Below are 25,313 nucleotides of genomic sequence, written 5' to 3'. Positions count from 1 at the left end.
CCAGAGTTCCAGCGATGCAAACATGGTTGGACCACGACATGCAGTCCGAATTAGCTGCCCGGGTTGGCGAGAACGTCCCGCGCTATACCAGTTATCCGACTGCACCGCATTTCCACGCGGGCGTCAATCCTGCGGTTTATCGTGGCTGGCTGGAGGCGCTCAAAAGTGGCGGCGAGATCTCGCTCTATCTGCACATCCCCTATTGCGACAGACTCTGCTGGTTCTGTGCGTGTCATACCAAGCAGACGCGCCACTATGAGCCGGTGACGGCCTATCTGCGCTCGCTACACGCGGAGATCGCGACGGTTGCGGGTCTCGTCAGCGGCAAGGGCCATGTCCGCGCAGTCCACTTCGGCGGCGGTTCGCCCACCATGCTGAAGCCCGAGGACATGGTGGCGCTTGGCGCGTTTTTGCGGGACAGCTTCGATTTTGTCCCGGATACAAACATCAGCGTCGAGATCGATCCAAACGACATGGACGAGGCGCGCCTTGATGCGCTGGCCGAAATCGGCATGACCAGGGCGAGTCTCGGCGTCCAAGATTTCGAGCCAAATGTGCAAAAGGCAATCAACCGCGAGCAAAGCTTTTTGCAAACGAAGGCTATCGTCGACGGAGTTCGCTCCCGCCGCGTCGGTTCCATCAATCTGGACCTGCTCTACGGATTGCCGCACCAGAGCAGGGAGAGCGTCTGTTCCACCGTAGCGCAGGCGCTGACCCTGGAACCGGACAGGATGGCGCTGTTCGGCTACGCGCATGTGCCCTGGTTCAAGAAGCATCAGACGATGATCAAAGAGGCGTGGCTGCCTGGCCCCACGGAGCGGTTGGCGCAATCGCAACTCGCTGCGCGAGCGATTGTGGACAAGGGATATGAAGCAATAGGGCTCGATCATTTCGCCAAGCCAGGCGATGCCTTGGCGATAGCGGCCCGCACAGGGGCTTTGCATCGCAATTTTCAGGGCTACACGGAGGATCGCTGCGAGACACTGATCGGGCTTGGCCCTTCGTCCATCGGCCGTTTTCGCCAGGGCTACGTGCAGAACAATATTTCAACCGCCGAGTACGGAAGTATGGTTGCGCATGGCGGCCTGGCGGTTGTCCGCGGTATCGCGCTTTCCGACGACGACCGCGTTCGCGGCTGGATCATCGAGAGGCTAATGTGTGATTTCGCCTTCTCGGCAGTCGATCTGGTGGAACGCTTCGGCAAAGCCGGCCAGAAGCTCCTTCTTGAGTCGAGTACCATGGCCCTCCACGATCCCGTTCGATTGCTTGAACTGGATGGCGACCGTTTCGTCGTGCCGGCTGAAAGTCGCCCATTCGTCCGAAGCATCGCGGCCAGGTTCGACAAATATTTCCAAAGCGGAAGGGCCAGGCACTCGGTTGCAGTTTGAGCCAAAGAGTGCGGTCGCGGTGACGTGCTCCCCTGTTTGCCTCCATTTGTGAGTGAGCCTGTTCACGTGTGATCCTTGACGGATCGGGTTACATATTCAAGCGGAGTTAGCCCATCGAGGCTCGTGTGCGGGCGGTTCACTCATTGCCTCGGTTACTCGGAATCTGAGCCTGCCAGACGCCGCGACTTCTCCGGCATGCTGGACGTCGGCAAACCTTCTTTTCTGGCCTTGGCAAACGCTCGGTCGCCTTCCAGAAACCCCGCCAGCATGAAAGGGATGAGTTCCGCCACCGTTTCAGACTCGCCATAGGTCTGACGATAAAGGGCAGCATACTCCTTGAGTGCTTGGCCCAACTCCGCGCTGACGGTGATGGTAATCTTCGAAGGTGTTCGGTCTGGAAGCTTTCCAAGTTTCAAGTTGGCCATATTCACTCCCGCTCAACTCGCGTATGGCCGTAGCACCAGATCATATGCCGCCCTGTGGACTATCCCGAGTTGCGTGCGCATGTGCTTCCTTTCTGTGGTAATATTAAGAGAATCAGTCGGCATAGTTTGGTTCGTCCAGAACCCGCCGACACTGTGTTTCCGATGAACAGAGCAAGTCGAAAGAGGCGCTCTCGGCTTTTGGTCGAGGGTCCGCTGGCTCCCTATTTTGAGCCCTATGCCGAGTATCTTGCCGATCAGGGGTACTCGCAGGTTTCTTATTGGAAGAAAACGTTCCTCATCAATGAGTTCAGCCGATGGCTGGACCGGGAGGGCATCGCGGTCGAGGAGATAACGACCGCACATGAAGAAGCATTCCTGCGTGATCGGGCTCAACACCGCTGTCTCAAGGGCGGCGACCGCATCACGCTGTCCGGCGTGACGGCCTGGCTTCGTGAAAAAGGCGTCATCGACGGCAGGGCCACGGCTTCGGTCGAGATATCTCCTGTTGACTTGGTCTTGCAGGAATACAGGTCCTACCTGCACGATGAGCGCGGCCTGGCAGCGGCGACCATCGAGAATTACCCCGGATATGTCAGGCGCTTTCTGACGGACATATCCGGCGAGGGCGAACTGCATCTCGCATCCGTGCATGCCAGCCAGATTGCGGACTACATCCGGCGAAATGCGCCGCAGGACCGCACATTCGCTTCGGCAAAGCACATCGTCACCGCACTGCGGTCGTTCTTCCGCTTCGCGCGGTACCGCGACTACATCCATACCGATCTTGCCGCGGCAGTCCCATCCGTTGCCGGATGGTCGATGGCGTCGATTCCGAGAGCGATGCCAGCCGACTGTGTTCGGGTTCTTCTGAACGCGAGCAAGGAATGGCGGGCGCCAGCCGGGTTGCGCAATCGAGCCATCCTGTTGTTGCTCGCGCGGCTCGGGCTGCGCGCAGGAGAGGTTGTCCGGCTTGAACTGGGTGATGTCGATTGGGGTGAAGGCTCGCTGAGCGTGCATGGCAAGGGCCGTACGGAACGGCCGCTGCCCTTGCCTCATGACGCGGGACAGGCGATTGCAGCTTATTTGGAGCACGGGCGGCCGGAATCGGCCAGCCGCAGAGTGTTCTTGCGCTCCCGCGCCCCCTTTGACGGTTTGAGGTCGTCCAGCGACGTAGGCCAGATCGTCGCGCGTGCGATCAGGCGTGCCGGGATTAAGCCCGGTCTCACTGGGTCGCATCAGCTTCGTCATGCGCTTGCCGTCGACATGCTGCGCCAAGGGCTGTCGCTGACGGATATTGGCCAGATGCTGCGGCATCGCAGCCCGGATGCAACGCGGCGATACGCGAAGGTCGATCTGGATGCTTTGCGCAAAGTCGCCCTGCCATGGCCGGGGACTATGCCATGAACAGTTTGCGCGACGGCATTGTCGATTACCTGGAGTTGCGCCGGTCCCTCGGCTTCAAGCTGAAAAAGGACGAGCGGCTGCTCTTGGATTTTGCGCAGTTCATGGAGCGGCGGCGCGCTGCCTGGATCACGTCGAAGCTGGCTCTGGCCTGGGCGCAACAGCCTGAATCGACCGATCCGAACTACCTCGCCGGACGACTGCGCGCCGTGCGCAGTTTTGCGCGCTACCGTATCGTGACGGACCCGCGCACCGAGATTCCCCCGACGGATTTGCTGCCGCGGCAACGAAGCACCTTCCAGGCTCATATCTTCCGCCAGGAAGAGATAGCCCGCGTTCTCGCCGCCAGCCTGCAACGACGGCGGGGCGCCAAGCCGATCTCGCGCTGGTCGCGCTATACGATCTTCGGCCTGCTGAGTGTCACCGGGATGCGTCTCGGCGAAGTACTGAACCTTGATCTGGAGGACGTCGATCTCGACCACGGCGTCCTGACCATTCGCAACACGAAGTTCGGAAAATCCCGCCTGGTTCCAGTCCATGCGACGACCTGCGCTGTCCTCAAGCAGTACCTGGAACAGCGCAATGCGTTCCTGGCGGGACACAGCGCCCGGCCATTCTTCATCTCGCCGCTTGGCCGTCGCATTACGCATTCGGTTTTGGAACTGTCGTTCCGCCGACTGTCCCGGAAACTCGGATTGCGCGGCATCTCGGATGCGACGGGGCCACGTTTGCACGATCTGCGCCACACCATGGCCGTCGAGGTCTTGCGGCAATGCTATTGCGCAGGCGCGGATCCCGAGCGCCGCCTGCCGGCGCTGTCCACCTACCTCGGGCACACCCATCTCAACTATACCTACTGGTATCTGCACCAGAACCCATCTCTCATGCAGCAGGCTGTGACGCGGCTCGAGCATTATTGGGAGGCCTCCACATGACCCTCGCGCTCCCGACCTTCCCGGCGCTCTTGCAACGGTTCTTCACCCAGCGGCTGATGCAGCAGAAGCGGGTCAGCGCGCATACGATCAGATCTTATCGGGACACGTTCAGGCTTCTGCTGCGCTTCGCGCAGAAGCGGTTGCGCACGTCGCCGGATCGCCTGGCATTCGAAATGATCGACGCCCCGTTCATCTCCGCGTTCCTGAACGAGCTCGAGAAGACGCGGAGCGTTGGCGCGCGCACCCGCAATCTTCGCCTCACCGCCATTCGGTCGTTCTTCCGCTTCGCCGCCTATGAAATGCCGACCCACAGCGCTCAAATCCAGCGCGTCCTCGCCATGCCGGCCAAGCGTTTTGATCGCAAGCTGATCGACTTCATGACGCGCCCGGAGGTCGACGCGCTTCTGAACGCGCCGGACAGGAGCACCTGGAAGGGCCGACGGGATCACGCGCTGTTGCTGACGACCTTGCAGACGGGCCTGCGCCTGTCCGAAGTGACCGGCCTGAGACGCCAGGATGTTACGCTGGGCACCGGCGCTCATGTCGAAGTCCTCGGCAAGGGGCGAAAGCAGCGCGCCATCCCACTTTGCAAACCTGTCGCCAAAGTCCTCGAAGCATGGCTCGATGAAACAAGCGCCGCCGAAGACGGCATTGTCTTTCCAAGCATGCGCGGCGGGCGATTGAGTGCGGACGCCGTGGAGCGCCTGCTGACAAAGCATCTGGCCACCGCCAGCGGAGTCTGTGCCTCGCTGAGGAAGAAGCACATCACATTCCACTGCTTGCGCCACACGACGGCGATGGACCTGTTGCATGCCGGGGTGGAGCAAACCGTTATTGCGTTGTGGCTGGGGCATGAATCCATTGAAACCACCCAAATCTATCTCGATGCGGATCTGGCCCTGAAGGAAAAGATCCTCGCAAAAACCATCCCCTTTGACAGCAAGCCGGGCAAGTTCCGTCCCGATGACCGGCTGCTGACGTTCCTCAACCAGCTATAGAAGGACCAGAACTATGCCGATATTTGGCGCCCCGATCCTCTCGCTTTATTGCCCCTTCGACCACCACCCGCCCACGCAACTCGGGATAGTCCACAGGGCGGCATATGACCTTGTATTCCGCTAGCGGAATACAAGGTCCTTGTGCACGATGACGCGCAGTGGCCAACCTGGGCGGATGGTGATGGTGGGCTGAACATTGAGGTTCTTCTCGGTGATGCGCTGGCCGGCTTGACTGACGTTCTGCTGAGTGGATTCCCGGATCGCTTTGACCAGATCGCTTTCGTTTTCTCCAAAACTTAACTCGGTGCCGACGCCCAGCAATGTGGCCAGCGCGACTCCCTTGATCAGCTGCCAGGTGTGGAAATCGATCTTGTCCTCGAGCCCGGCATAGCCGGCAGTGTCTGTCGCCGGCAGATTGTCGATTTCGATCGAAGAACCGTCTGGCAGTATTATTCGCTGCCAAACCAGAAGCGCCCGTTTTTGCCCAAAAGCGACGACGCTGTCATAGGTCCCGATCAGCCGCGAGCCTTGCGGGATAAGCAGGATGCTGCCGGTGAGCGTGTCGTGCACGTTCTCGGTGACCTGCGCGACGACAAACCCGGGCAAGTCGGAATTTATGCCGGTGATGAGACTTGCGGCGATCACGCTGCCGGCCATGAGCTGATTTGGCGAAGCTGGCGTCTGCAATGCATGCGGGTTGTAGATCCCGCTGGTGTTGCGCTGGCTGACAAAATCGAGCTTGCGTTGTTGATTGTTCTGATCGCCCTCAGCCGGGGCAACGGAATCTGACGGCCGAGCGGCATCAGATTGCGGAGGCGCCCCGAACGGCTGCTGAGCACTTTTCGCATTACCGCCGATGCCCGCCTCCTTGGGTTGATTTTCAATGCGGAAGAAGACTTGTGATTCGCGCGCCTCAATCGCCTGCTGGGCAACGCGCTGCTCCTCGGCGGAGTTGTCCTGCCCTGGCGCGATGCCGAGCTGGCGCCGCCGCTCAAGGATGGGGCGACCGAGGTCGCCCGGCAGTGGTGGTCCAAGCACAGGAGGGTTCGGCTTCACTCCGGAATAGTCCTTGGGAAGTGTTTCAAGTCCTTCAGGGGTTGGCTTGCGGTCAGTGTTGTAGAGATCTTCCGCCTGTTCTTTGAAGCGAAGCGCCGGTCCCTGCAGCGCCATCATCGTGACGCCCAGGATGGCACCGGACCCCACGGCAGCGATGGCGATGATCACGCCGCGCCTGAACCGCACGGCGCGGCGGGGCGAGGCCCGTAACTGCAGCTGCTCGGGATCGAGTTTTGGCGGAGCATTGGATGGGGAAGTGTCGGTCATAAGGCCCCTCTCCTCACCTGCTGGAGCGCGCAAAGAGAGATACGCGACGCGGCGGTTGCCGGCCGTCCGTCCTTGTAATGCGCACCACTTGCTGCTGCTTGGTGCCGAGGCGTAGTTCGGCCGCGGCGAAGAGCCGATCGACAATGTAGTAGTTGCCGCGCATGCGGTAGTTGACGAGCTGGTTGCCCCCGTCAGAGCCGACGATGAAGAGTGGCGGGGCCTCTCCCTGATCTATGCGGCGCGGGAACTCGATATAGACCTTGCTGCCATCATCGAAGGCTCGCGTCGGTCTCCAGGGCGGTGTGTCGCCCCTAATCGAGTAGCGAAAGCGAATGTTTTCGAGCGCCACGTTCGACGCCACCGGCATGGTAGCCTCGGCCTGAGCGTTGCGCTGGCGGAGCGCGACGATCTGGTCCTCGCTGTACGTCCAGGAGATCGCCGCCATAGCGGTCTTATCGGTGCTTTGAAGCTGCAAGTGGTAGGTGCGTCGTTCCGTGGTGATCACCAGATTGGTGCTAAGCCCCGGCGCGAAGGGTTTTACCAGCACATGGGTGCGCTGGTCGTCACCGGTGCCGCTGACGGTATCGCCGATGACCCAGCGCACCGTGTCGCCGGCCGACACGGCTGTCAGTTTCTCGCCCGGCTGTAGGGCGATATCAGTGACGCGCTCCGGCGCGGCATAAAGCTGATAAAGCGCGCCATCGGTGAAGGGATAGACCTGCACCGCATTGACGTAGCCGTACCGGGTGGGTTGCTGCGTCGCCGCCTTGTTGGCGTCGGCGACGCGTTCTTCAGGAGAGCGCTTGTCGTCGGCGATTTTGCCCGGTTCTGGCTGCAACTGGCCGGGGAGCGGCAACGGCTTTGGCACCTCGACTATCTTGACCGGTGTCTCTGGCGCCTTCTCGATTGCCGCTGCTTTGAAGTCGGCAGCATCATACGAAATCTCAGGCGGCACCGGCTTCGATGCGCAGGCCGAGAGAACTGCTGCCGATGCGGATAGGATCAGCGCGGCACGGAACGATTGGGCTCTATTTGTCATCGGCGGGCTCCTTCGGGGAAACGGATGTCAGTGCGGCACTGTCGAGCTCGCGCGACCAGTCGATGGCGTTGATGAATACACCGAGCGGATTGTTGCGCAGCTGATCCGTATTGCTTGGCGGGCGGATCACGATGGTGAGGATCGCGGTCCAGCGCGTGGTGCTGGCAAGGCTGCCGCGCTCAAAGACCTGCTCAGTCCATTTGACCTGGAACGAGCTGTCGGAAGCCCTGACCACACTGGTCACCTGGACGGACACGCTGCGCGTTCCGATCTGACCGAAGGGATCGTTCGCCTTGGCGTACTCATTGAGGAAGAGTGCCGCACGGTCGGTGGCAAGGTCGTAAGCCGCCAGCCAGTTCTGCCGCACCAGCACCGGATCAGTGGAGACGGAACGGACATTCTGGATGAAGCGGCCGAGGTGCCAGGCTATCTCGGCGTCGGAGGGCTCGTAGTCTTGGATCGCCGGCGCGACGGCGCGTGCCTCGCCGAAGCGGTCGACCTCGACGACGTAAGGCACGACACGGCTCTGCATCGACTGCCATACGAGTCCGCCAGAGAGCCCGGTCGCCAAGGCCAGACAGCCGAGGGCCATGAGCCGCCAGTTCCTAGCCTGTACTCGAGATGAGCCGATGCGCTCGTCCCATAGCTGGGCGGCCTTTTGATACGGCGTGACCGGTTCGGGTGTCTTGCCGTAACGTTGAACGGGTCGCTTGAACAGCATCTAGTCGTCCTTGTCGTTGAGAGAGGGATTGGCGCTGCCTCCTGGGCTGTCGCCTTCACGGACAGCCTGCATGGCGGCGTGGCGGTGGGCACGGGCGGTCTGTTCGGAACGCAAGCGCCTTGCCCACGTCGGAGCGGTATTATGGTCTGCAGCGGTTGGGTTTCCAGTCATGGACGCGGTGGGCGCACCACCGGTCGCGGTCCATGCGGCTTCCCGGCCGGCATCGGCGCTGCGCCCGAACGTTCCCGCGGCAGCTCTTGCTGCTCGCATCGCGGCGCCGCCGGCGGCACTGGTCACGCCCCGCAATCCAGCAGCCACACCGGACAGGCCGGTGTGGGGCGAGGTTGCTCGCCCGATCTGCCAGGCCGTTAAAGCACCCGATCCCATCGTTGTGCCGGCCCGAATTGCGGCGAGACTGCCGACGGTTGCCATGCGCGCGCCAGCAAATGCCGTGCCTCCCGCAACGAGCGATGCACCAGCTGCCGCCGCAGTCGTGCCAAGGGCGGCGCCCGCGCCAAGCTGCGGCGCGCCGGACACTAGACCCGACGCGATGCCGGGCCCAAAGATGCCGAGCCCAAGCAGCGCCAGCGCGCCCAGCACCTGTGACATGGCGGCGGCCAGGTCCGGCTCCTTGCCTTGCAGCGCGGAAGCAAACTCGCCGAAGAGTGTGGAGCCGATGCCGACGATGACGGCAAGTACCATCACCTTGATGCCTGAAGAGATGACATTGCCGAGCACGCGCTCGGCCAGAAACGCCGATCGATTCCAGAGTGCGAAGGGAACCAGAACAAAGCCGGCGAGCGTGGTGAGCTTGAACTCAAGGATTGTGATGAACAGCTGAATGGAAAGGATGAAGAAGGCGATGATGACCAGGAACCAGGCCATGAGCAGCACGAAGATGGTGAGCGCGTTGCCGAAGATTTCTGGAAAGCCGAGCAGCTGACTTGCTTGATCAAGCAGCGGCCAAGCGCCTTCGAAACCGGTCGCGGCGATGCGGCCCGGGCGCAGGAGATTGTCTGGGGAGAGATTGCCGGAGGACGCGTTGATGCCGAGCCCGGCAAAGGAGCGATAGATGATGTCGGCGAGGTTCTTAAAATTATTCAAGATGAAGGCGAAGACGCCGACATAGAGCACCTTGCGGGTAAGCCGGCCGAGAATGTTGGGCTCGTCGCCGAGCGCCCAGGCCAGCCCGGCCAGCGTGATGTCGATGCCGATCAGGATGGTAGTGAGGAAGGCGACGTCGCCCGAAAGCAGACCGAACCCGCTGTCAATGTAGCGGATGAAGGTCTCCATGAAGCGATCGATGACGCCAAGGTCGTTCATGCCGCCGCCTTCCTCGTCAGAGTTGGTGATCAATTGCCGGGATAGGCCGAGCCGGTACCCAGGAAGCGCTTGGTCGTCTCGCGGGCGGCTTCCTCGGACTGCGCCTTGCGCGCGGCATCCTCGGCCTCAGCTCGAAACTGAGTCGCGAGCAGTGTTTGGATCTGCATCTGCTGCTTGGTCGAAAGCGCGATCAGCTGGTTGGTGGCCTGGCTTGCCTGAAGCGCACCGGCTGCCCCTTGGCTGCGGTTGACGAGATCGGCAAGCAGGTCGCCGTCGGCGCGGACGTTCTCGACGATCTGCGATTGGACCCGCATGGTCTGGCGGAACGCCTGCATGGCGCTCTGCCAGCGCTCGCGCGCTGCGGTTGCCACATCGCTGACCTTGATCGTGGCCTCGTAGCTTTCCGGATATTGGCTGCGCCACTGGTCTTGAAGCTTGCCCAGATCAAAGCTGAGGCCACTCGCCTGGTCCATCAAACCGTCAATGCGATGGAGCGAACCGGAGAGTTGGCCCACGGAAGAGAAATCCAGACGCTGAAGATTGCGCGCCATGTTCTGCAGCATGGTTGCCTGGTTCTGCAGCGACTGGATCTGGTTGTTGATCTGCTCCAGCGCGCGCGCCGCCGTCAGCACGTTCTGCGCATAATTGGATGGATCGAACACGATAAGGGCGTAGGCCGGCTGCACATAGTCGGCCATTGGCTTGGCGATCAGGGAAACGGTGATCAGGCTGGTGAAAAGACGGCGTCCAATCATGAGGATTGCTCCATGTCTGGTTGAGGGAATTGCTGGAGAAGCTCGGCAGCCCAATCGAGGCCGCGCGCGCTCAGAAAGCGGGAGGCAAAGCTGTCTTGCCCGTCTTCGGACTGGATTTTGTCGATCAGGGTCTGCGTCGCCGGATCGGAAGCGCCGCAAAGCGCAAGAGTGATGGGGCCAAGCCCGAGCTCGAAGAGACGGTTTCCGCTACGTGACTGAAGATAGTAGTGGCGCTTCGGCGTGGCGCGGGCGATCAATTCGATCTGCCGCTCGTTCAAGCCGAAGCGCTCGTAGGCTGCCCGCGCTTGCGGTTCCACAGCACGATCATTGGGAAGGAAAATGCGCTGGGGGCAGCTCTCGATGATCGCCGGCGCGATTGAAGAGCCCGCGATATCAGCCAGCGATTGCGTAGCGAAGATCACCGAGACATTCCGCTTTCGGAGCACCTTCAGCCATTCGCGGATACGGGCGGCAAAGAGCGGATTGTCGAGATAGACCCAAGCCTCGTCGAGCATCAGCAGCGTCGGCCGTCCATCGAACCGCTCTTCAAGACGATGGAACACGTAAGTGAGCACAGGCAGCACAGCGCCTTGGCTCTGCATCAGCTCTTCCGTCTCGAAACACTGCACATTCGATAAGGCCAGCCGATCATCATCGGCGTCGAGCAGGCGGCCGAAAGGACCGTCGAGTGTGTAGGGCATCAACGCGGACTTCAGCCCGTTGGACTGAAGCAGGACCGAAAGGCCGGTCAGCGTGCGTTCCTGCGCCGGCGCGGTGGCAAGGCTGGTGAGTGCCGACCAGATTGCCTCCTTCACCTCCGGCGTGACGGTGACATTCTCATGGGCAATGAGGCCGGCAATCCACTCGGCTGCCCAACTGCGGGCAGCCTGGTCGCCGATATTGCGCAGGGGCTGGAAGGCGAGCGCACCGTCAGCACCCAGTGCGTGGTGTTCTCCACCCGTGGCAAGGACTGCCGCGCGCGCCGAATTGCCTTTGTCGAAGACATAGACCTGCGCGCCGGCATAGCGCCGGAACTGCAGTGCAATCAGGGCAAGCAGCACCGATTTGCCGGCGCCGGTCGGGCCAACGATCAGCATGTGGCCGACATCGTCGACATGGGTGGATAGCCGGAATGGTGTCGACCCGTTGGTCTCTGCGAACAGAAGTGGCGAGGCCTCTCGCTGGGTGACCTTGGTGAGATGCTCGTTCGCCGTAGGACCTGCCCAGACCGACGACAACGGCATGAGATGCGCAAGGTTCAATGTGTGAACGAGCGGCTGGCGAACATTGGCATAGATATGACCAGGCAGCGAGCCGAGCCACGCCTCGACCGCATTGACGCTTTCGCGGATGGTGGTGAAGCCGAGCCCATTGATGATGCGCTCGACCACGCGAAGTTTCTCCGCGGCGGCTTGATGGTCCTCATCCCACACTGTCACCGTTGTGGTGAGATAACCGAAGCCGACATGGTCGCCGCCCAACGCCTGAAGGGCTGCGTCGGCATCGAGCGCCTTGTTGTCGGCATCGCTGTCGACCAGCGGGACAGGTTCGTTGGTCACGACCTCGCGCAGGATGGCCGCGATCGATTTGCGCTTGGCAAACCACTGGCGGCGCAACCGTGTCAGCGTCTTCGTGGCTTCCGTCTTGTCGAGCGGGATGAAGCGCGTCACCCAGCGATAGGCGAAATCCTGATGATTCAACGCGTCGAGAATTCCGGGCCGGGTGAGATTCGGGAATCCGAGGACGGTAAGGGTGCGAAGATGGTGTTCGCCGAGCATCGGCTCCAAGCCGCCGGTAAGCGGCGCGTCGACCAGGATGCCGTCGAGATACATCGGCGTTTCCGGGACAGCGAGTGGATGGCGGCGGGTCGAGATTGTGCCGTGCAGGTAAGTCAGGGTCTCGGCATCGTCGAGCACGCGCACCTCGGGCATGAAACCGGACAAAAGATCGAGGACCCGGTCGGTCTCGTCGCGAAACCGCGCCAGCTCCTGGGGCCAGTCTCTCCCGCCGCCAGATTGGTGTGCGTCAACGAGCGCGCTTTCAGCCCTCGCCCGTGCGTCGGGGGGCGGCATGAACAGCAAAGTCAGGTGATAGCGGCTCTCGTAATGCGCGACCTTGCCCTCGAAGGCTGCGCGTCGTTCTTCATCGACCAGCCAAGACGCGGCGTCGGGAAAGGTTGAGTTAGGATAGCCGAGCGCCTCTATGCGCTCGGCTTCGAAGAACAATGCCCAGCCGGAGCCGAGCCTTCTCAACGCGTTGTTTGCCCGGGCGCAGATGCCGACAAGTTCTGCTTCCGTCGCGCTTTCGAGATCGGGCCCGCGGAACCGTAAGGTCCGCTGAAAGCTGCCGTCCTTATTGAGCACGATGCTGGGCGCGACGAGCGCTGCCCAGGGCAGATGGTCGGCAAGTTTGTCGGCTTTGCTGCGGTATTCTGACAGGTTCAGCATGCCAACCATCCGTTCAGACGAAGGTGACGAACGAGCACGCTGGCGAAGTCTGGATCGCGTCTTGTGGCAAAGACCGCCAGCGTGTGGCTGGCAATCCACAGCACCAGCCCAGCGATCCACTGCTGCAAACCGAGGCCGATAGCTGCGGCCACCGTGCCGTTGAGGATCGCCACCGCTCGCGGTGCACCGCCCAGCAGGATGGCTTCGGTCAATGCCCGGTGAACGGGAACCGCGAAGCCCTCAATATGCTGCTCTCCAGCGACCATCAGACGAGTGCCCCGCCGCCAAAGGAGAAGAAGGAGAGAAAGAAGCTCGATGCCGCGAAGGCGATCGACAGCCCGAAGACGATCTGGATCAGCCGGCGGAAACCGCCTGCGGTGTCACCGAAGGCAAGGGTTAAGCCCGTGGTGATGATGATGATCACGGCGATAATCTTGGCGACCGGTCCCTGTACAGACTCCAGGATCTGCTGCAGCGGCTGTTCCCAAGGCATGCCGGAGCCTGCTGCGCGGGCTGAGACCGTGAGAACAAGCACGAGCGCGGTGGACGAAAGAAAGCGAAGCTTCTTGCACATGAATTGGCCTTTCAAAACTGCTGAAGTTGCGGGAGCGTCAGTTGGGTGACGGTGTAATCGCCGCTGCCGTCGAGACCGGTGACCTCGGCGATGGCGTCAATGCGGCGCGAGGATCCGCGCCCGGCGATGAAGACAATCAGATCGATGGCATCGGCGATCAGACGGCGTGGTACAGTGACGACGGCTTCCTGCGCGAGTTGCTCGATCCGGTAGAGGGCGGAGCGCGCCGAATTGGCGTGAACCGTGGCGATGCCGCCGGGGTGGCCAGTGTTCCATGCCTTCAGCATATCGAGGGCTTCCGCACCCCGGACTTCGCCGACGACGATGCGGTCGGGCCTGAGCCGCAGCGTCGAGCGTACGAGATCGGCAAGCGTCACCGAGCCCCGTCTTGTCCTGAGTGCAACGCAGTCCTTGGCAGCGCACTGCAGCTCGCGTGTGTCTTCGATCAAGATCACCCGCTCGTCGCATTCCGCGACTTCGACCAGAAGCGCATTGGCGAGCGTGGTTTTGCCCGACGACGTGCCGCCTGCGACCAATATGTTGCGCCGCTCGCGCACGGCCTTCCTCAGCGCATCGGCCTGCAGCGGCAGCATGATTTGGTCGGCGACATAGTTGGCCAACGTGTAGAGTTTTGCGGCCGGTTTACGGATGGCGAAGCATGGCGCCAGAACGACTGGCGGCAACAGCCCCTCGAAGCGCTCGCCCGAGGGCAGTTCGGCGCTGACGATCGGACTACCCGCATGCGCCTCGGCACGCACATGGGAAGCGACCAGGCGGACGATGCGTTCCGCCTCGGATGGGTGCATATGCACGCCGGTACCGACCCGACCTTCTCCCAGCCGGTCGAGCCGCAGCGCACCGTCGGGATTGACCATCACCTCGACAACAGATGAATCGGCAAGGGCCTCAGCGATTGCCGGGCCCATGGCGGTGCGCAACATGGTACGATGGCGATGGTCGACCTCCGGATGAGAACTCATCCTTCCCCTCCCCCGCCATTATCCGTCCCAAGCGACCGTTTGCCGGAGGCGATCTGGCGGCCCACTTGCTCGACGAATTTGTCGAAGCGCTCCTGGGCAATCGCCTGCGTCGCCCTGTCCGGGACTGGTGTGTGAGCATGAAGCGTGACGGAAAAGCGAATGAAGAGCGCCAGGCTCTCTAGGATCATCTCGACGTCGCGTCTGAGATGACCGAGGTCACGGGAAAGACGGTCGAGCCTTACGCCGTAGCGCCGGTCGAGCTCGTTCTCGCCACGCCGCTCGATAAAGGCCTCGACTGCCTTCGCCACGATCGCTGATTTGGTCGTCGATGGATCGCGGCTGAGGTCGTCCAGTTTCTTGCTCAGGTCGGGTTCGAGCAGAAACTGATGACGAATGCGGTGAGGGCTCATGTGGTTCGTTCCAACTGTCCCAGCGCTGTTGCGCGGGCGGGAACGAGCATCGGCGACTTCTTCGAAATTGCTTATGGCCGTTATCTACGCTGATTTGCGCTCTGCCTTCGGCAGCTTCTTTCAGAAGCCGGGCACGATGTCCTTGTTGTCGCCCGTTCCCTCGTTGATGCCATAGGCGCGTGCGGCAGTGGAAATTCGGTCCATCACGCGCCTGTCGGCAACTGCCTCGCTATCATCGTCCGCGGGCTTGAGCAGGTCGTCCCGGTCGGGCTCCAGAGTGACGGCTGTATGCTCTTCAGGCAGACCCGGATGTCGCTGTTGCTGGACACCTCCTTCATCTTCAATTGCCTCGCCCGCGCTTTCGCCGCCGCCAGCAAGACGGCGGTCAACGCCCCGCACCTGCCCGATCCAACAGTCCGGACGCGGTACTGGCCGATCCGCGTAAGCGCCGTCGCGCAATACCGGCGCAGAAAGCACGCGCTCGGTGAAATTTCGATCCTGGTAGTAGCGCAGCTTCTTCGCCCGGATCGGCGGCAGCCCTGAAACCAACACCAGTTCATCGGCTTGCGGCAACTGCATCACCTCGCCCGGTGTCAATAGTGGGCGGGCGGTCTCCTGGCGGCTAACCATCACGTGCGACAGCCAGGGCGCCAAGCGATGGCCGGCGTAGTTGCGCATGGACCTCAGCTCCGTCGCCGTGCCGAGCGCGTCCGAAATGCGTTTGGCCGTGCGCTCGTCATTGGAGGAAAAGGCAATCCGCACATGGCAGTTGTCGAGAATGGCATTGTTGTCCCCATACGCCTTGGAGATCTGGTTCAAGGATTGCGCGATCAGATATGCACGGATGCCATAGCCGGCCATGAAGGCGAGCGCGGTTTCGAAGAAATCAAGGCGACCGAGCGCCGGGAATTCGTCCAGCATCATGAGCAGTTGATGGTTCCTGCTCTTCTTAGGATCCCCCTCCAGCCGCTCCGTCAGACGCCTGCCGATCTGATTGAGCACAAGTCGCACCAGCGGCTTCGTGCGCGAGATGTCCGATGGCGGCACGACCAGATAGAGTGACATCGGTCGCTCAGCATCCAGGAGGTCGGCAATGCGCCAGTCGCAGGCTGATGTCGCTGCCGCCACCGTAGGATCGCGATAGAGGCCGAGAAACGACATGGCGGTCGAAAGAACGCCTGAACGCTCGTTCTCCGACTTGTTCAACACCTCGCGAGCTGCCGAGGCCACGACAGGATGGACCTGGGGCTTATCCGCCGCGCCGAGATGGTTGGTCGTCATCATCCGCCGTAGTGTCGCGGCAAACGAGCGTTGCGGGTCCGACAGGAAGGTGGCGACGCGAGCGAGCGTCTTTTCCTCTTCGGCGTAAAGCACGTGCAAAATGGCGCCGACCAAGAGTGAGTGACTGGTTTTCTCCCAGTGGTTCCGCCGGTCCAGCGCGCCTTCCGGATCTACCAGGATGTCGGCGATGTTCTGGACGTCACGGACCTCGTCTGGACCTTTTCGTACCTCCAGCAGCGGGTTATAGCGCGCCGACCTCGGATCGGTCGGATTGAACAGGAGACAGTAGGAGAACTTCGAGCGCCAGCCGGAGGTCAACTGCCAGTTCTCGCCTTTGATATCGTGAATGACGGCCGAGCCGGTCCAGGACAGAAGAGTTGGAACAACCAGTCCGATGCCCTTGCCTGATCGTGTTGGGGCAAAGGCCATGACGTGCTCGGGCCCGTCATGGCGCAGATAGCGATCCTTCAGCTTGCCTAGGAAAACGCCGGCCGGCCGAAACAGCCCTGCCGTCTCGATCTCGTGAGTCGCGGCCCACCTTGACGACCCATATGTGGTGACCGACCCGAGCTGTCGCGCGCGCCAGAGCGAGCCGGCGATCGCGGCGGCACAGCCCACGAACCCACTGGCGCCGGCAAGCGCACCGGCCTTATCGAAGACCTCGGGCGCATAAGCGTCGAAGTGGAACCACCATTCGAACAGTTTCCACGGCTTGTAGATCTGCCAGCCAGCCGCGACTAACCATGGCGCGCCGAGTGGCGGTTGATGGCCGAGCATGTGGGCGCACCACTGCGTGGCCGCCCATACGCCGAGTATCACGATTGCGAACACGACGGCGATCTGCCCAATCAGCAACTTCGTAGGCGTCATTGGCTTGCTCCGCAGTTCTGGACATGCGGGGCCAAGCATCGCGCGGCGCGATGTGAACTGAAATGCACACTACGCACGACCAGGTGCGATGAGGGAATGGGCAGGATCGCTCAGACTGGAAACTTTCGGTGGAGCAATAGAGATATGTCCACTTGGCCGCGGACCTGATCTGCGTCTCGTCGACATCCAAGTGCTGGTGATGCTTGGAAGTGTATTTTCGATGGACGCATGCCACCTATGAGCGCGTCACAATCATTCCACGGTGACCGATTTTGCGAGATTGCGCGGCTGGTCGACATCTTTGCCCATGGAGACCGCCGTATGATAGGCAAGAAGCTGTATCGGCAGCGAGAAGATCATCGGCGCGATAATCTCGTCGACGGCCGGCAGCACGATCGTATGCATCGTGTCGAGTTTCGACGCAGCGGCCCCATTTTCATCGGTGATGAGGATAATCCGCCCTCCACGGGCGGCCGCTTCCTCCATATTGGAGACGGTCTTGTTGAAAAAACGGTCATGTGGCGCGATGACGATCACTGGCATGTTCTCGTCTATCAATGCGATCGGACCATGCTTCAATTCGCCAGCCGCATAGCCCTCAGCATGGATGTAGGAAATCTCCTTGAGCTTCAGCGCACCTTCCATCGCCAGTGGGAAACTGGTGCCGCGGCCAAGATACAGGACACCATGACACTTTGACAGTTCGCGCGACAGGAGCTCGATATTTGGCTGGATGCTGTTCAGTACCCGGCCCATGACGCCCGGCATTTCGGCAAGGCTCCGGACGAGCGCCTTCACCTCATATTCAGTTAGCGTTCCACGGTCCTTGGCAGCGCCGATGGCGAGTGTGGCCAGAACCGCAAGCTGGCACGTGAAAGCCTTCGTGGAGGCGACGCCGATCTCCGGGCCGGCAAGGATCGGGAAGACCGCGTCGGCCTCCCGAGCGATGGTCGATTCGCGGGCATTGACGACAGCGCCGGTTTTCAGCCCACGCCCCTTGCAGTACCTCAGGGAGGCGAGCGTATCGGCGGTTTCGCCGGATTGCGAAATGAAAAGAGCCGCCGATTCCGGCGGCAACGGGATCTCCCGGTAGCGGAATTCGGACGCAACGTCGATTTCGACCGGCAGGCGCGCATAGCGCTCGAACCAGTATTTTGCGATCAGTCCGGCCAGATAGGCGGTGCCGCAAGCCGAGATCGCCAAGCTCGGGATGCTGGCGAAATCTATGCTAGAAACCGTATCGACGCGATTCCCTTCGAAGTTGATGTAATGATCGAGCGCACGGGCGATGACCTCGGGCTGCTCGTAAATTTCCTTCTCCATGAAGTGGCGACGGTTGCCCTTATTGGCCAGGTATGCCCCGGCCGTGGAAGTCTGGCGCGGACGCTCGACGGGATAGCCATCGAAATCGAAGATATCGGCGCCTGCCTTGCCGATAACGGCCCAGTCGCCGTCGACGAGATATGTGATTGCATTTGTGAAGGGAGCTAGCGCCATGGCGTCAGAGCCCAGGAACATCTCGCCGTCGCCGTGACCGATCGCCAGCGGTGGTCCATTGCGCGCCGCCATGATGGTCGACGGATCATCCTCGAAGAGAATGGCAAGCGCGTAGGCGCCCCTGACGCGCTTCAGCATGGCGTGCATTGCCTCACCCCGCCCCATGCCCTCCCGGCGGTGTCTTGCCAAGAGATGCACGACGACCTCGGTGTCGGTGTCGGTCTGGAACTCGGCGCCCGCCGCCGCCAGTTCGTCCTTCAACTCGGCGAAATTCTCGATAATGCCGTTGTGAACGACGGCCACACCGTCCGTAAAGTGCGGGTGCGCGTTGCGCTCAGTCGGTGCCCCATGCGTTGCCCAGCGCGTGTGTGCGATGCCGATGGTGCCACTCAGCGGCTCTTCCTTCAACCTCGTCTCGAGATTGATGAGCTTGCCCTTGGCGCGCCGGCAGTGCAACGAGCCCTCGGTGATGGTGGCAACGCCGGCTGAGTCATATCCTCGATATTCGAGACGCTTCAAAGCGTCGACCAACCGATCCGACACCGGCTGATGCCCAACGATGCCAACAATCCCGCACATGATCCTCTCCGAATTCTTCCCGGTAGCCTCAGCCGACCCGAAGGGCACCGCCCGGCGCTGAGCCTCCTAGTAGAATTCGGTAAAACAGGTAAAATCGATTGTTGGGATGGCTGCCATCCAGCCAGTGGATAGAAGAGGACGTGTTTGACCAGTGAGAAACGGTATGCGCGGTGCCGGCTTGCGTCCACCAACCGCCAGTTGGGACGAGTTTCCGTAGTCGGTTGAGGCGTAACGATCATCGCAATGTCCGCTTTTTACATGCTGTTGACTCGCCCAGTTAACGGCCCTTAGATCCATTGACTGCTACAATGCTTATGGGTTTTCAAAATGCCGTTCAAACGGGCCGGTCTATACCCTGCCGATCTCGATCTATGCCAACGGGTATTCGACCAGATATGCAGTGACGAGCATATCGCCCGCTCATCGTTGGAGGCCGACCACCTCGCCCTGGATATTTTGGTCGCGTTGGAAGAAGAGGCTGACGCGGATGAGGCTGAGCTGCTTGAACTCATCAGATCGAAGCGGCGGGCTAATCGTCATCTCAGAAACCCTGCAGAGAGGCATGGCGGACGTCTTCGTCGCCGCTGAGGGATGCAGTCACCCGGACCTTCCCTTTGCCTGTTCGACTGCCTTGCTGGCCGCCTTGGCAACTCCTGCATGTTTGCTCACGCGCACTGTCGGCCGTCTGGAACTTGCGCCAAACTCATCAGTTCTGGACAATGCCAAACAGCGCGTGGCTACGATCCTGACTTCCATCGGCATACTGACATCCCGGCCGGCGGCTCGACGCCCCTCAAGGCGTGGCCTGGAAGCGTCGCAGCCGGCGCCCCCGGCAGCGCGGCGGCCAACCTTGACTGCGTCTCGACACGAGGTCGGCGCTTCACCGGAAACGACGCAAGGGCAGCGACAAGCACATGCGCAGGAGCCTGCCGCGGCAGTGACCTGAACCAGCAAGCGGCCCCGGGTGTCCTTCCGCTTTCATCCGGGCTTCGCCGTCAACCCAAAGCGGACAACTGATGTGCTACAAAAACCGGGATGTCTGCCTGAGATCCGCCTGGACTTTCGCAGTTGCGCTAAATGCGGGCTTCTCTTCTATTGTCAGCGAGATCTGGCGAGGGTTCAACGCCGTTGCGCTGCAGATCGCAGACGATCGTTCCGTGGCGCTGTCCATTGCGCTAGGCACGGTCAGGGATGCCGATCACATGCGGCGCTTTCGGCGCTCGAACCCGCCGCAGGAACAGTCCGCAACGGTGTGTCCCCGCTCACCGGCATAGCGAGCCTGTCCGGCAGGCGCGAGCCCGGGTTGCCATCCATGGCCGAGTCTATGTGGCCCCAGCGATGACATCTGATTCGGCCCTCTGCACATCCATCCAGATGAAATCGATCTTGCTCAGGTTGGCTTCGCTGCAGCAGTCGTCAAGCCTTCGAGTTTCAACCGATATGGGGTGATCGAACCTAACCCAATCATGTTCGAAAAGATGATTCTTGGGTCGGCGTATCGAGCCAGATCGGTCCCATTCCTTCGCACTTCAGTCTCCGTTGCTTGGATGGAAATCAATACTGCCATTCCGGCTACTGATCGCGATCTCGAAAAGCCTCACCTTGTCTAGGTAGAGATCCATACTTATTAAAGCGGGCAGCCGCTCAAGGGTCGGGCTCAAAGCAGTAGAGCTGAGCCCTTGGGCAAAGCCTGAGAAAACGTCGCGTATCGGTTCCGTCATTGCAGATGTCCAGGATGACGGGATTGGGCTTTTGAAGGAGTGAAACAATCTGCCGACGTAACTTCAACGAAGACACCGGTTCGCGCACACACTCCAGAAGCTCTTGCCAGAGCCGCTGCATGGAGATTGGTAGGGTCTCCCTGGAAGGCCCAAATATTTCCATTGAACTCGTCCTCAGCGCCTTGAATGCAGCCGTGCCGCCTTATGGGAGTGTAGGTCACCCCGAACTTAGGGCTGGCACCGGGCAACTTGGATTGCTTTCGATTGGTCCTGCGGCGTCGGCCGGGTTCACAAGTCTTCCTGAAGAAGGGGAGGGCGCACTCCTTAGTAGACCCGTTTCCGCCGACCGACGTTTTCACATCCGCTATTATCCATAATTGGTAAAATCGATTGTGTTGATGGAACGCATGCGCGCGATGCATACATACCTGCCAGGCGCCTGTGACAGGCTGAGCGAGGACGATGCTTCGGCGGGTCACCGTCCCTCCGAGACTTTTCACCATCATATGGGGGTTGACGCTTCCCGCGGTTCACCAGGAAACGAAGGTCCGCAGCGCCCATCGGCTCTCGGCGGCGTGCCACAGACCTACGCGGCGACTTCGTCACGATCCGCCCGACCCAAAGCGTCACCCATCCGAGGGCTACATCTCGCGGCACGCCGAACTGCTGGGCAGCAGGGCATCCGCACTCAGCATGCCGCCGGACGACTATTTCGACGACGCGCTTGCGACCGCGTTCGCGCGGATGGCAGCGCCGCTCCAAGTTCAACAACAACAACGTGCCCGTATGCTCGACGCAAACATGTCATCTGAAGCGCTCGGCTGTTCCTCAAAGCCCGTGATCGTCTGCGCGCCGGCAGCCGATCGACCTGTCCCGATGCGCAATGGCCAATCTTGCGGGTGCGGCGATGGTTGAGGCCCGCATAGCCTGAACGCGAGCCTACGATTGCGCTGCCGCATTGGCGACCACAAAGACGGCATAGAGCGACTGTCGCGCCGTTATGAACAGGCGATTGCGCTTGGGGCCGCCGAAGGTGAGGTTGGCGACCGTCTCGGGGATGCGGATCTTGCCGATCAGCGTGCCGTCGGGATCGAAGCAATGGACGCCGTCGCCGGCCCCTGCCCAGACGCGGCCGGCCGTGTCAACCCTGAACCCGTCGAAAAGGCCGGCCGTGCATGTCGCAAAAACGCCGAGCTCGCGCAGACTGCTGCCCTCGACGGCGAACTTGCGGATGTGCCGTGGCCCATCCTTCTCATGCGTAACGCCGGTGTCGCCCACATAGAGCATCGTCTCGTCCGCCGAGAAGGCAAGCCCGTTGGGTTTCGCCATGATCGAGACGACGCACACCACCTCACCCGTTGCGGGATCAGTGCGGTAGACATGGCAGCCCTCGATCTCCTGCTCGGCACGGTCGCCCTCATAGTCCGTGGCGATGCCGTACGATGGATCGGAAAACCAGATGGTGCCGTCCGAGCGAACCACAACGTCGTTCGGTGAGTTCAACCGCTTGCCTTCGAAACGATCGGCGATCACCGTGATCGAGCCGTCGTGCTCGGTGCGCGTGACGCGCCGCGCCCGATGCTCGCAGGTAACCAGCCGCCCCTGCGTGTCGACTGTGTTCCCGTTGGCGTTGTTGGACGGCGCGCGGAAGATCGAGACCACGCCATTGGTGTCGTCATAGCGCATAATCCGATCGTTCGGGATGTCCGAGAACACCAAGTAGCGGCCGGCGGCAAACCAGGCCGGACCCTCGAGCCAGCGGCCACCCGTCCACAGCCGCTCGACCGCCGCATGGCCGACGAACCGGCGCTCGAAACGCTCGTCCAGAACTTCGAATCCGGCGCCTTCAATATCTCCGAACATGGCTGCTTCTCCATGACATCAGCTTATCGATAGCCGTCGTTTGAAGACGACTCGCGCTGCTATGCGTCCATCCGCAATTAGTATGCCGGTTGCGGGCAGAGCTTAGCAGCGGTACGGTCGTGGTCGGCGTTGACTCTTACTTATTTTCTCCACTGACCCGCGCTCATGCTGATTTTGTTGCGCGTCGTCTGGCGCGAAAGATTTTCGGCTTTCGGAGAGACTCATCGGCTCGATTGTGGCGATCGTTACGACTGCGGCAGCGTCAGGCGAGGTCCGGAACAGGGCGGATCCCGGTCTCGAAGCGCCGCCGCGTGCGGGTGCGTGAGTACCTGCTCTGAGTCACGTAGTGACTGCCCAGGGTTTCCCATTGAGATCCACCAGCGATCCCGGGATGTCGTTCTGATTCGATGGCCCACGGCCGCGGCGACCGAATGTAATTGCCCCGCGTCGACCATCGGCTATCGCAGGGTGTCGCGACCTCTCACAGCAGGCGGATGTTGCGACGGAAGCGTTGTCGGTGATGACGATGGACGGCTCCGGTCATGACTTCGCTCTTGGACATTTGAGGACGGTCGGCCGACCGTCTTTCATCTCCTCTTCGTTTACCCTTCGCGCTCGGCACGCCTCGACCATGTCCTCTCGACAGAGCATCGTTCGGTCACTTCCGGGACAAGATTCCGTGCAGCCATGTCACGAAACGCTCGGCCCGCTCCTCTGTCGGCCAATAGTCCATGAAATCCCCTCCCCGCGCATGATCCCGGACACCTCCTTGCCGATGTGCCGATCGAGCACTGGCCGCCATGGCACGAGCGTGAACTCGCGCGACTTCTCGATGACGGCGTATTGGCCGCTGGCAAGCTCGACCGATCGGCGCAGCGTGCCTTCTACCCGAACCCCGGGCTTCGCTTCGGAATACGACAGTCCAAGTTCGTCCGACAGCTGACCGGCAACACGGTTCAGCTCGCGGTGGCGCAGGATGGAAAGCATATTCGAGCGGAAAACCATCCTACCCTGGTCTTCATGGGCCAAGCCTTGCATTATGAGCCATTGCCGCCGGCGGACCTGCACCTCACGCACCTCACGGCCGAAGCCCGAGTTGCGCAACCCCTCTGGTTCATCGGAAACCAACTCCCGGTCGATCCATGTGGCGCCGTCGAAGCCGACTTGGCGTTCCAGCGACAAAAAGGAGAGCTTCTCGACTGTCACAGGCTCCGCCCTGGCCCGCAGCCGCTCGTATTCCGATGCGCGATCGAGATGATCCGGCGCGATGATCCACGTGCCGTCCGGCTCGCGCTCGACAGCCCGGGTGGCGCGCCGGATCGCCTCCAGCCGGCGCACATGCGTTTCGGCAAAGCTTTCGGTGGCCGACGGATCATGCCTCAGGTGGATATCGACGTTGTAACGGCCGCCATGTGCGGCGGCGATCTCGGCGGTCGTCCGATCAACCTGCCTGGGCTCGGTGTTCCGCGGTGTGACCCGGACGATGCAGCTATCAGGCGTCGGTTCGGTGCCTTCGCCTTTGCCGATGTCGATGTAGTGGGTTCTTCCATCCACCCCGTCGATGATGAGGTAATGACGGTCGTTGATCTCGTCGGCCAGCCCGCGCCCGACAACGCAGCCGACGATACGCTGGGCCCGCTCACCGGATCGATCGTGGATCACCCAATCGGCGGCACTGCGGGCGAGCCCTTTGCCTGTGAGCTCGCGGTGCATTGTCTTGATGATGTCACCGCGCTCGCCGATGCCGCGCAATGTGGCTTCGAGCTGGCCATCGAGGCGCCAGCGACCCGACCCGACCTCTTCTGCCAAGCCCGTCCGCTCGAGCTTGCGCAGCCGGCCCTGGTGCAGCGTCTGACGAAAGGCCTCGGGCCCGTCCGTCGAAACAAGTCCGTCATCGTCGCGCATGCGCAGCAGCTGCCGGTCGATGCTGGTGAAGCGTTCCTGCTCCATTTCCTGGCGCAGGCGGTGCTCGATCTCGTGGTCGGTGCGCGGACCGAGATCGAGGCTGACCAGCTCGGCCGCGCGCTCGCGGATGCCCCTCGAGATGTATTCCCGCGCTATGACGAGGTTCTCGCCGCGATCGTCGTTGCCACGCACGATGATGTGGGTGTGCGGATAGCCGGTATTGAAATGATCCACGGCAACCCAATCAAGCCTCGTGCCGAGGTCCTCCTCCATCTGCGCCATGAGCCGACGGGTCAGCGGCTTGAGGTCGTCATACTCGATGCCGTCTTCTGGCGCGACGATGAAGCGGAGCTGATGCCGGTCGCCATCTGCGCGATCGACAAACGCCTTACCGTCGACGCGGTCGCTATCGGCACCGTACAGCTCGCCAGGCGCACCTTCCCTGGTGACACCGTCGCGCTGGATGTAGCGCAGATGCGCACGCGCTCCGTCCGCGCCCTTGCCGGCCAGTTTTACGATCCGGGCCTTGACGACGACGCGACGCTGACGGAAGGCAGCATAACGATCGCGCGATTTCAGCAGCGCGGCGGCCGCTCCGCCGCGCCCTGTCCGGCTGCCGTTAAAGCGGCCGCCGCGCTGGGGCCGGCCGCCGGCTCTGTTGATCGCCGCCTGGACTTGGCTGGCGAAGCGTTTGCCTGCCTTCGAGCCGCGCGAGCCTATTCTGCCGAGCTTCGGCCTGAATTCGTCATCCTGCATCGTGGCCTCCCAGAAATTTCAAGCAGAGTCAGATACTTGCGTGTCCCACACTCCCGGCGCTGCCAGCAGCCTCCGGGAAAAATGATGTGCAGACAAAGACTTCGCCGCCTCCTGGAGGCATT

General features: G+C 61.5%; 21 protein-coding genes. 5 read left to right on the top strand and 16 right to left on the bottom strand.

Translation table 11 applies throughout. The annotated features are described in order from the left end of the window. Nucleotides 1–38 precede the first annotated feature (38 nt). Nucleotides 39–1,388, top strand: coding sequence for an oxygen-independent coproporphyrinogen III oxidase (hemN, locus tag BQ8482_RS19655; RefSeq protein ID WP_123149151.1), 1,350 nt, complete (start codon nucleotides 39–41; stop codon nucleotides 1,386–1,388). A gap of 152 nt (nucleotides 1,389–1,540) precedes the next feature. Here hemN and BQ8482_RS19650 read toward each other — a convergent pair whose 3' ends face one another. After that, entirely contained in the window at nucleotides 1,541–1,813 is a 273-nt protein-coding gene (locus tag BQ8482_RS19650; RefSeq protein ID WP_077376452.1) for a DUF2274 domain-containing protein, read from the bottom strand. A 54-nt stretch (nucleotides 1,814–1,867) separates the two neighbouring features. Between BQ8482_RS19650 and BQ8482_RS19645 the strand changes: the two genes are divergently transcribed. The 3 genes from BQ8482_RS19645 to BQ8482_RS19635 are packed head-to-tail and all read left to right on the top strand — an operon-like array spanning nucleotide 1,868 to nucleotide 5,147. Further along, nucleotides 1,868–3,217, top strand: coding sequence for a tyrosine-type recombinase/integrase (locus tag BQ8482_RS19645; protein WP_133254798.1), 1,350 nt, complete (start codon nucleotides 1,868–1,870; stop codon nucleotides 3,215–3,217). After that, nucleotides 3,214–4,149 carry a tyrosine-type recombinase/integrase gene (locus tag BQ8482_RS19640; RefSeq protein WP_123149150.1) on the top strand — a complete coding sequence of 312 codons (936 nt, stop codon included), beginning with the start codon at nucleotides 3,214–3,216 and terminating at the stop codon, nucleotides 4,147–4,149. Before BQ8482_RS19645 ends, BQ8482_RS19640 begins: the two co-directional genes overlap by 4 nt. Beyond that, nucleotides 4,146–5,147, top strand: coding sequence for a tyrosine-type recombinase/integrase (locus BQ8482_RS19635; RefSeq protein ID WP_027056295.1), 1,002 nt, complete (start codon nucleotides 4,146–4,148; stop codon nucleotides 5,145–5,147). Before BQ8482_RS19640 ends, BQ8482_RS19635 begins: the two co-directional genes overlap by 4 nt. 120 nt (nucleotides 5,148–5,267) lie before the next feature. Here the strand turns inward: BQ8482_RS19635 and BQ8482_RS19630 are convergent, their stop codons facing one another. The 12 genes from BQ8482_RS19630 to glmS form a co-directional block, all read right to left on the bottom strand. Further along, a complete protein-coding gene (locus BQ8482_RS19630; RefSeq protein ID WP_123149130.1) occupies nucleotides 5,268–6,470 on the bottom strand; it encodes a TraB/TrbI/VirB10 family type IV secretion system protein in 1,203 nt (400 codons plus the stop codon). 13 nt (nucleotides 6,471–6,483) lie between these two features. After that, nucleotides 6,484–7,509 carry a P-type conjugative transfer protein TrbG gene (gene trbG, locus BQ8482_RS19625; RefSeq protein ID WP_077376373.1) on the bottom strand — a complete coding sequence of 342 codons (1,026 nt, stop codon included), beginning with the start codon at nucleotides 7,507–7,509 and terminating at the stop codon, nucleotides 6,484–6,486. Further along, entirely contained in the window at nucleotides 7,499–8,230 is a 732-nt protein-coding gene (gene trbF / locus BQ8482_RS19620) for a conjugal transfer protein TrbF (protein ID WP_123149129.1), read from the bottom strand. The genes trbG and trbF overlap by 11 nt, the downstream gene beginning before the upstream one ends. Next, a complete protein-coding gene (gene trbL / locus BQ8482_RS19615) occupies nucleotides 8,231–9,553 on the bottom strand; it encodes a P-type conjugative transfer protein TrbL (protein ID WP_123149149.1) in 1,323 nt (440 codons plus the stop codon). Between the two features lie 29 nt (nucleotides 9,554–9,582). Next, nucleotides 9,583–10,308: a P-type conjugative transfer protein TrbJ gene (trbJ, locus tag BQ8482_RS19610; RefSeq protein ID WP_077376367.1), complete on the bottom strand. Its 726-nt coding sequence runs from the start codon at nucleotides 10,306–10,308 to the stop codon at nucleotides 9,583–9,585. Next, complete coding sequence (gene trbE / locus BQ8482_RS19605; protein ID WP_123149128.1) at nucleotides 10,305–12,755, bottom strand: conjugal transfer protein TrbE; 2,451 nt, start codon at nucleotides 12,753–12,755, stop codon at nucleotides 10,305–10,307. Before trbE ends, trbJ begins: the two co-directional genes overlap by 4 nt. Beyond that, nucleotides 12,749–13,021 (bottom strand): VirB3 family type IV secretion system protein, encoded by a 273-nt coding sequence (locus BQ8482_RS19600; protein WP_123149127.1) that lies wholly within the window; start codon nucleotides 13,019–13,021, stop codon nucleotides 12,749–12,751. Before BQ8482_RS19600 ends, trbE begins: the two co-directional genes overlap by 7 nt. After that, complete coding sequence (locus BQ8482_RS19595) at nucleotides 13,021–13,329, bottom strand: TrbC/VirB2 family type IV secretion system protein (protein WP_008871922.1); 309 nt, start codon at nucleotides 13,327–13,329, stop codon at nucleotides 13,021–13,023. The genes BQ8482_RS19600 and BQ8482_RS19595 overlap by 1 nt, the downstream gene beginning before the upstream one ends. An 11-nt stretch (nucleotides 13,330–13,340) precedes the next feature. Further along, nucleotides 13,341–14,309 (bottom strand): P-type conjugative transfer ATPase TrbB, encoded by a 969-nt coding sequence (gene trbB, locus BQ8482_RS19590; protein WP_008871921.1) that lies wholly within the window; start codon nucleotides 14,307–14,309, stop codon nucleotides 13,341–13,343. Beyond that, nucleotides 14,306–14,719 carry a hypothetical protein gene (locus BQ8482_RS19585; RefSeq protein ID WP_008871920.1) on the bottom strand — a complete coding sequence of 138 codons (414 nt, stop codon included), beginning with the start codon at nucleotides 14,717–14,719 and terminating at the stop codon, nucleotides 14,306–14,308. Before BQ8482_RS19585 ends, trbB begins: the two co-directional genes overlap by 4 nt. Before the next feature lie 120 nt (nucleotides 14,720–14,839). Further along, the gene (locus tag BQ8482_RS19580; RefSeq protein WP_123149126.1) at nucleotides 14,840–16,870 is read right to left on the bottom strand and encodes a conjugal transfer protein TraG; all 2,031 of its coding nucleotides are present in this window, start codon (nucleotides 16,868–16,870) and stop codon (nucleotides 14,840–14,842) included. Between the two features lie 252 nt (nucleotides 16,871–17,122). Further along, nucleotides 17,123–18,946: a glutamine--fructose-6-phosphate transaminase (isomerizing) gene (glmS, locus tag BQ8482_RS19575; protein ID WP_123149125.1), complete on the bottom strand. Its 1,824-nt coding sequence runs from the start codon at nucleotides 18,944–18,946 to the stop codon at nucleotides 17,123–17,125. A gap of 327 nt (nucleotides 18,947–19,273) precedes the next feature. Between glmS and BQ8482_RS19570 the strand changes: the two genes are divergently transcribed. Beyond that, entirely contained in the window at nucleotides 19,274–19,534 is a 261-nt protein-coding gene (locus BQ8482_RS19570; RefSeq protein ID WP_123149124.1) for a hypothetical protein, read from the top strand. 734 nt (nucleotides 19,535–20,268) lie between these two features. Here BQ8482_RS19570 and BQ8482_RS40100 read toward each other — a convergent pair. The 3 genes from BQ8482_RS40100 to rlxS all read right to left on the bottom strand — a co-directional run bounded on the left by BQ8482_RS40100 (nucleotide 20,269) and on the right by rlxS (nucleotide 25,191). Continuing rightward, nucleotides 20,269–20,388, bottom strand: coding sequence for an FkbM family methyltransferase (locus BQ8482_RS40100; protein ID WP_280178853.1), 120 nt, complete (start codon nucleotides 20,386–20,388; stop codon nucleotides 20,269–20,271). 1,218 nt (nucleotides 20,389–21,606) lie between these two features. Beyond that, on the bottom strand, nucleotides 21,607–22,530 hold the full coding sequence (locus tag BQ8482_RS19555; protein WP_008871912.1) for an SMP-30/gluconolactonase/LRE family protein: 924 nt from the start codon (nucleotides 22,528–22,530) through the stop codon (nucleotides 21,607–21,609). Between the two features lie 690 nt (nucleotides 22,531–23,220). Continuing rightward, the gene (gene rlxS, locus BQ8482_RS19550; protein WP_123149122.1) at nucleotides 23,221–25,191 is read right to left on the bottom strand and encodes a relaxase/mobilization nuclease RlxS; all 1,971 of its coding nucleotides are present in this window, start codon (nucleotides 25,189–25,191) and stop codon (nucleotides 23,221–23,223) included. Between the last annotated feature and the right edge of the window lie 122 nt (nucleotides 25,192–25,313).

It is taken from the genome of Mesorhizobium delmotii (assembly GCF_900149755.1).
Lineage (GTDB): Bacteria > Pseudomonadota > Alphaproteobacteria > Rhizobiales > Rhizobiaceae > Mesorhizobium > Mesorhizobium delmotii.
Note: the sequence above shows the minus strand (reverse complement) of the source record. Positions and strands in the feature narration are given on the sequence as shown.

Coding starts and splice junctions, on each gene's coding strand:
- BQ8482_RS19600 (WP_123149127.1), bottom strand. CDS start 13,021: ATGGTCGCTGGAGAGCAGCATATTGAGGGCTTCGCGGTTCCCGTTCAC.
- BQ8482_RS19570 (WP_123149124.1), top strand. CDS start 19,274: ATGCCGTTCAAACGGGCCGGTCTATACCCTGCCGATCTCGATCTATGC.
- BQ8482_RS19650 (WP_077376452.1), bottom strand. CDS start 1,813: ATGGCCAACTTGAAACTTGGAAAGCTTCCAGACCGAACACCTTCGAAG.
- BQ8482_RS19555 (WP_008871912.1), bottom strand. CDS start 22,530: ATGTTCGGAGATATTGAAGGCGCCGGATTCGAAGTTCTGGACGAGCGT.
- BQ8482_RS19640 (WP_123149150.1), top strand. CDS start 3,214: ATGAACAGTTTGCGCGACGGCATTGTCGATTACCTGGAGTTGCGCCGG.
- hemN (WP_123149151.1), top strand. CDS start 39: ATGCAGTCCGAATTAGCTGCCCGGGTTGGCGAGAACGTCCCGCGCTAT.
- BQ8482_RS19585 (WP_008871920.1), bottom strand. CDS start 14,719: ATGAGCCCTCACCGCATTCGTCATCAGTTTCTGCTCGAACCCGACCTG.
- rlxS (WP_123149122.1), bottom strand. CDS start 25,191: ATGCAGGATGACGAATTCAGGCCGAAGCTCGGCAGAATAGGCTCGCGC.
- BQ8482_RS19630 (WP_123149130.1), bottom strand. CDS start 6,470: ATGACCGACACTTCCCCATCCAATGCTCCGCCAAAACTCGATCCCGAG.
- trbE (WP_123149128.1), bottom strand. CDS start 12,755: ATGCTGAACCTGTCAGAATACCGCAGCAAAGCCGACAAACTTGCCGAC.
- trbG (WP_077376373.1), bottom strand. CDS start 7,509: ATGACAAATAGAGCCCAATCGTTCCGTGCCGCGCTGATCCTATCCGCA.
- glmS (WP_123149125.1), bottom strand. CDS start 18,946: ATGTGCGGGATTGTTGGCATCGTTGGGCATCAGCCGGTGTCGGATCGG.
- BQ8482_RS19635 (WP_027056295.1), top strand. CDS start 4,146: ATGACCCTCGCGCTCCCGACCTTCCCGGCGCTCTTGCAACGGTTCTTC.
- trbL (WP_123149149.1), bottom strand. CDS start 9,553: ATGAACGACCTTGGCGTCATCGATCGCTTCATGGAGACCTTCATCCGC.
- BQ8482_RS19580 (WP_123149126.1), bottom strand. CDS start 16,870: ATGACGCCTACGAAGTTGCTGATTGGGCAGATCGCCGTCGTGTTCGCA.
- trbB (WP_008871921.1), bottom strand. CDS start 14,309: ATGAGTTCTCATCCGGAGGTCGACCATCGCCATCGTACCATGTTGCGC.
- trbJ (WP_077376367.1), bottom strand. CDS start 10,308: ATGATTGGACGCCGTCTTTTCACCAGCCTGATCACCGTTTCCCTGATC.
- trbF (WP_123149129.1), bottom strand. CDS start 8,230: ATGCTGTTCAAGCGACCCGTTCAACGTTACGGCAAGACACCCGAACCG.
- BQ8482_RS19595 (WP_008871922.1), bottom strand. CDS start 13,329: ATGTGCAAGAAGCTTCGCTTTCTTTCGTCCACCGCGCTCGTGCTTGTT.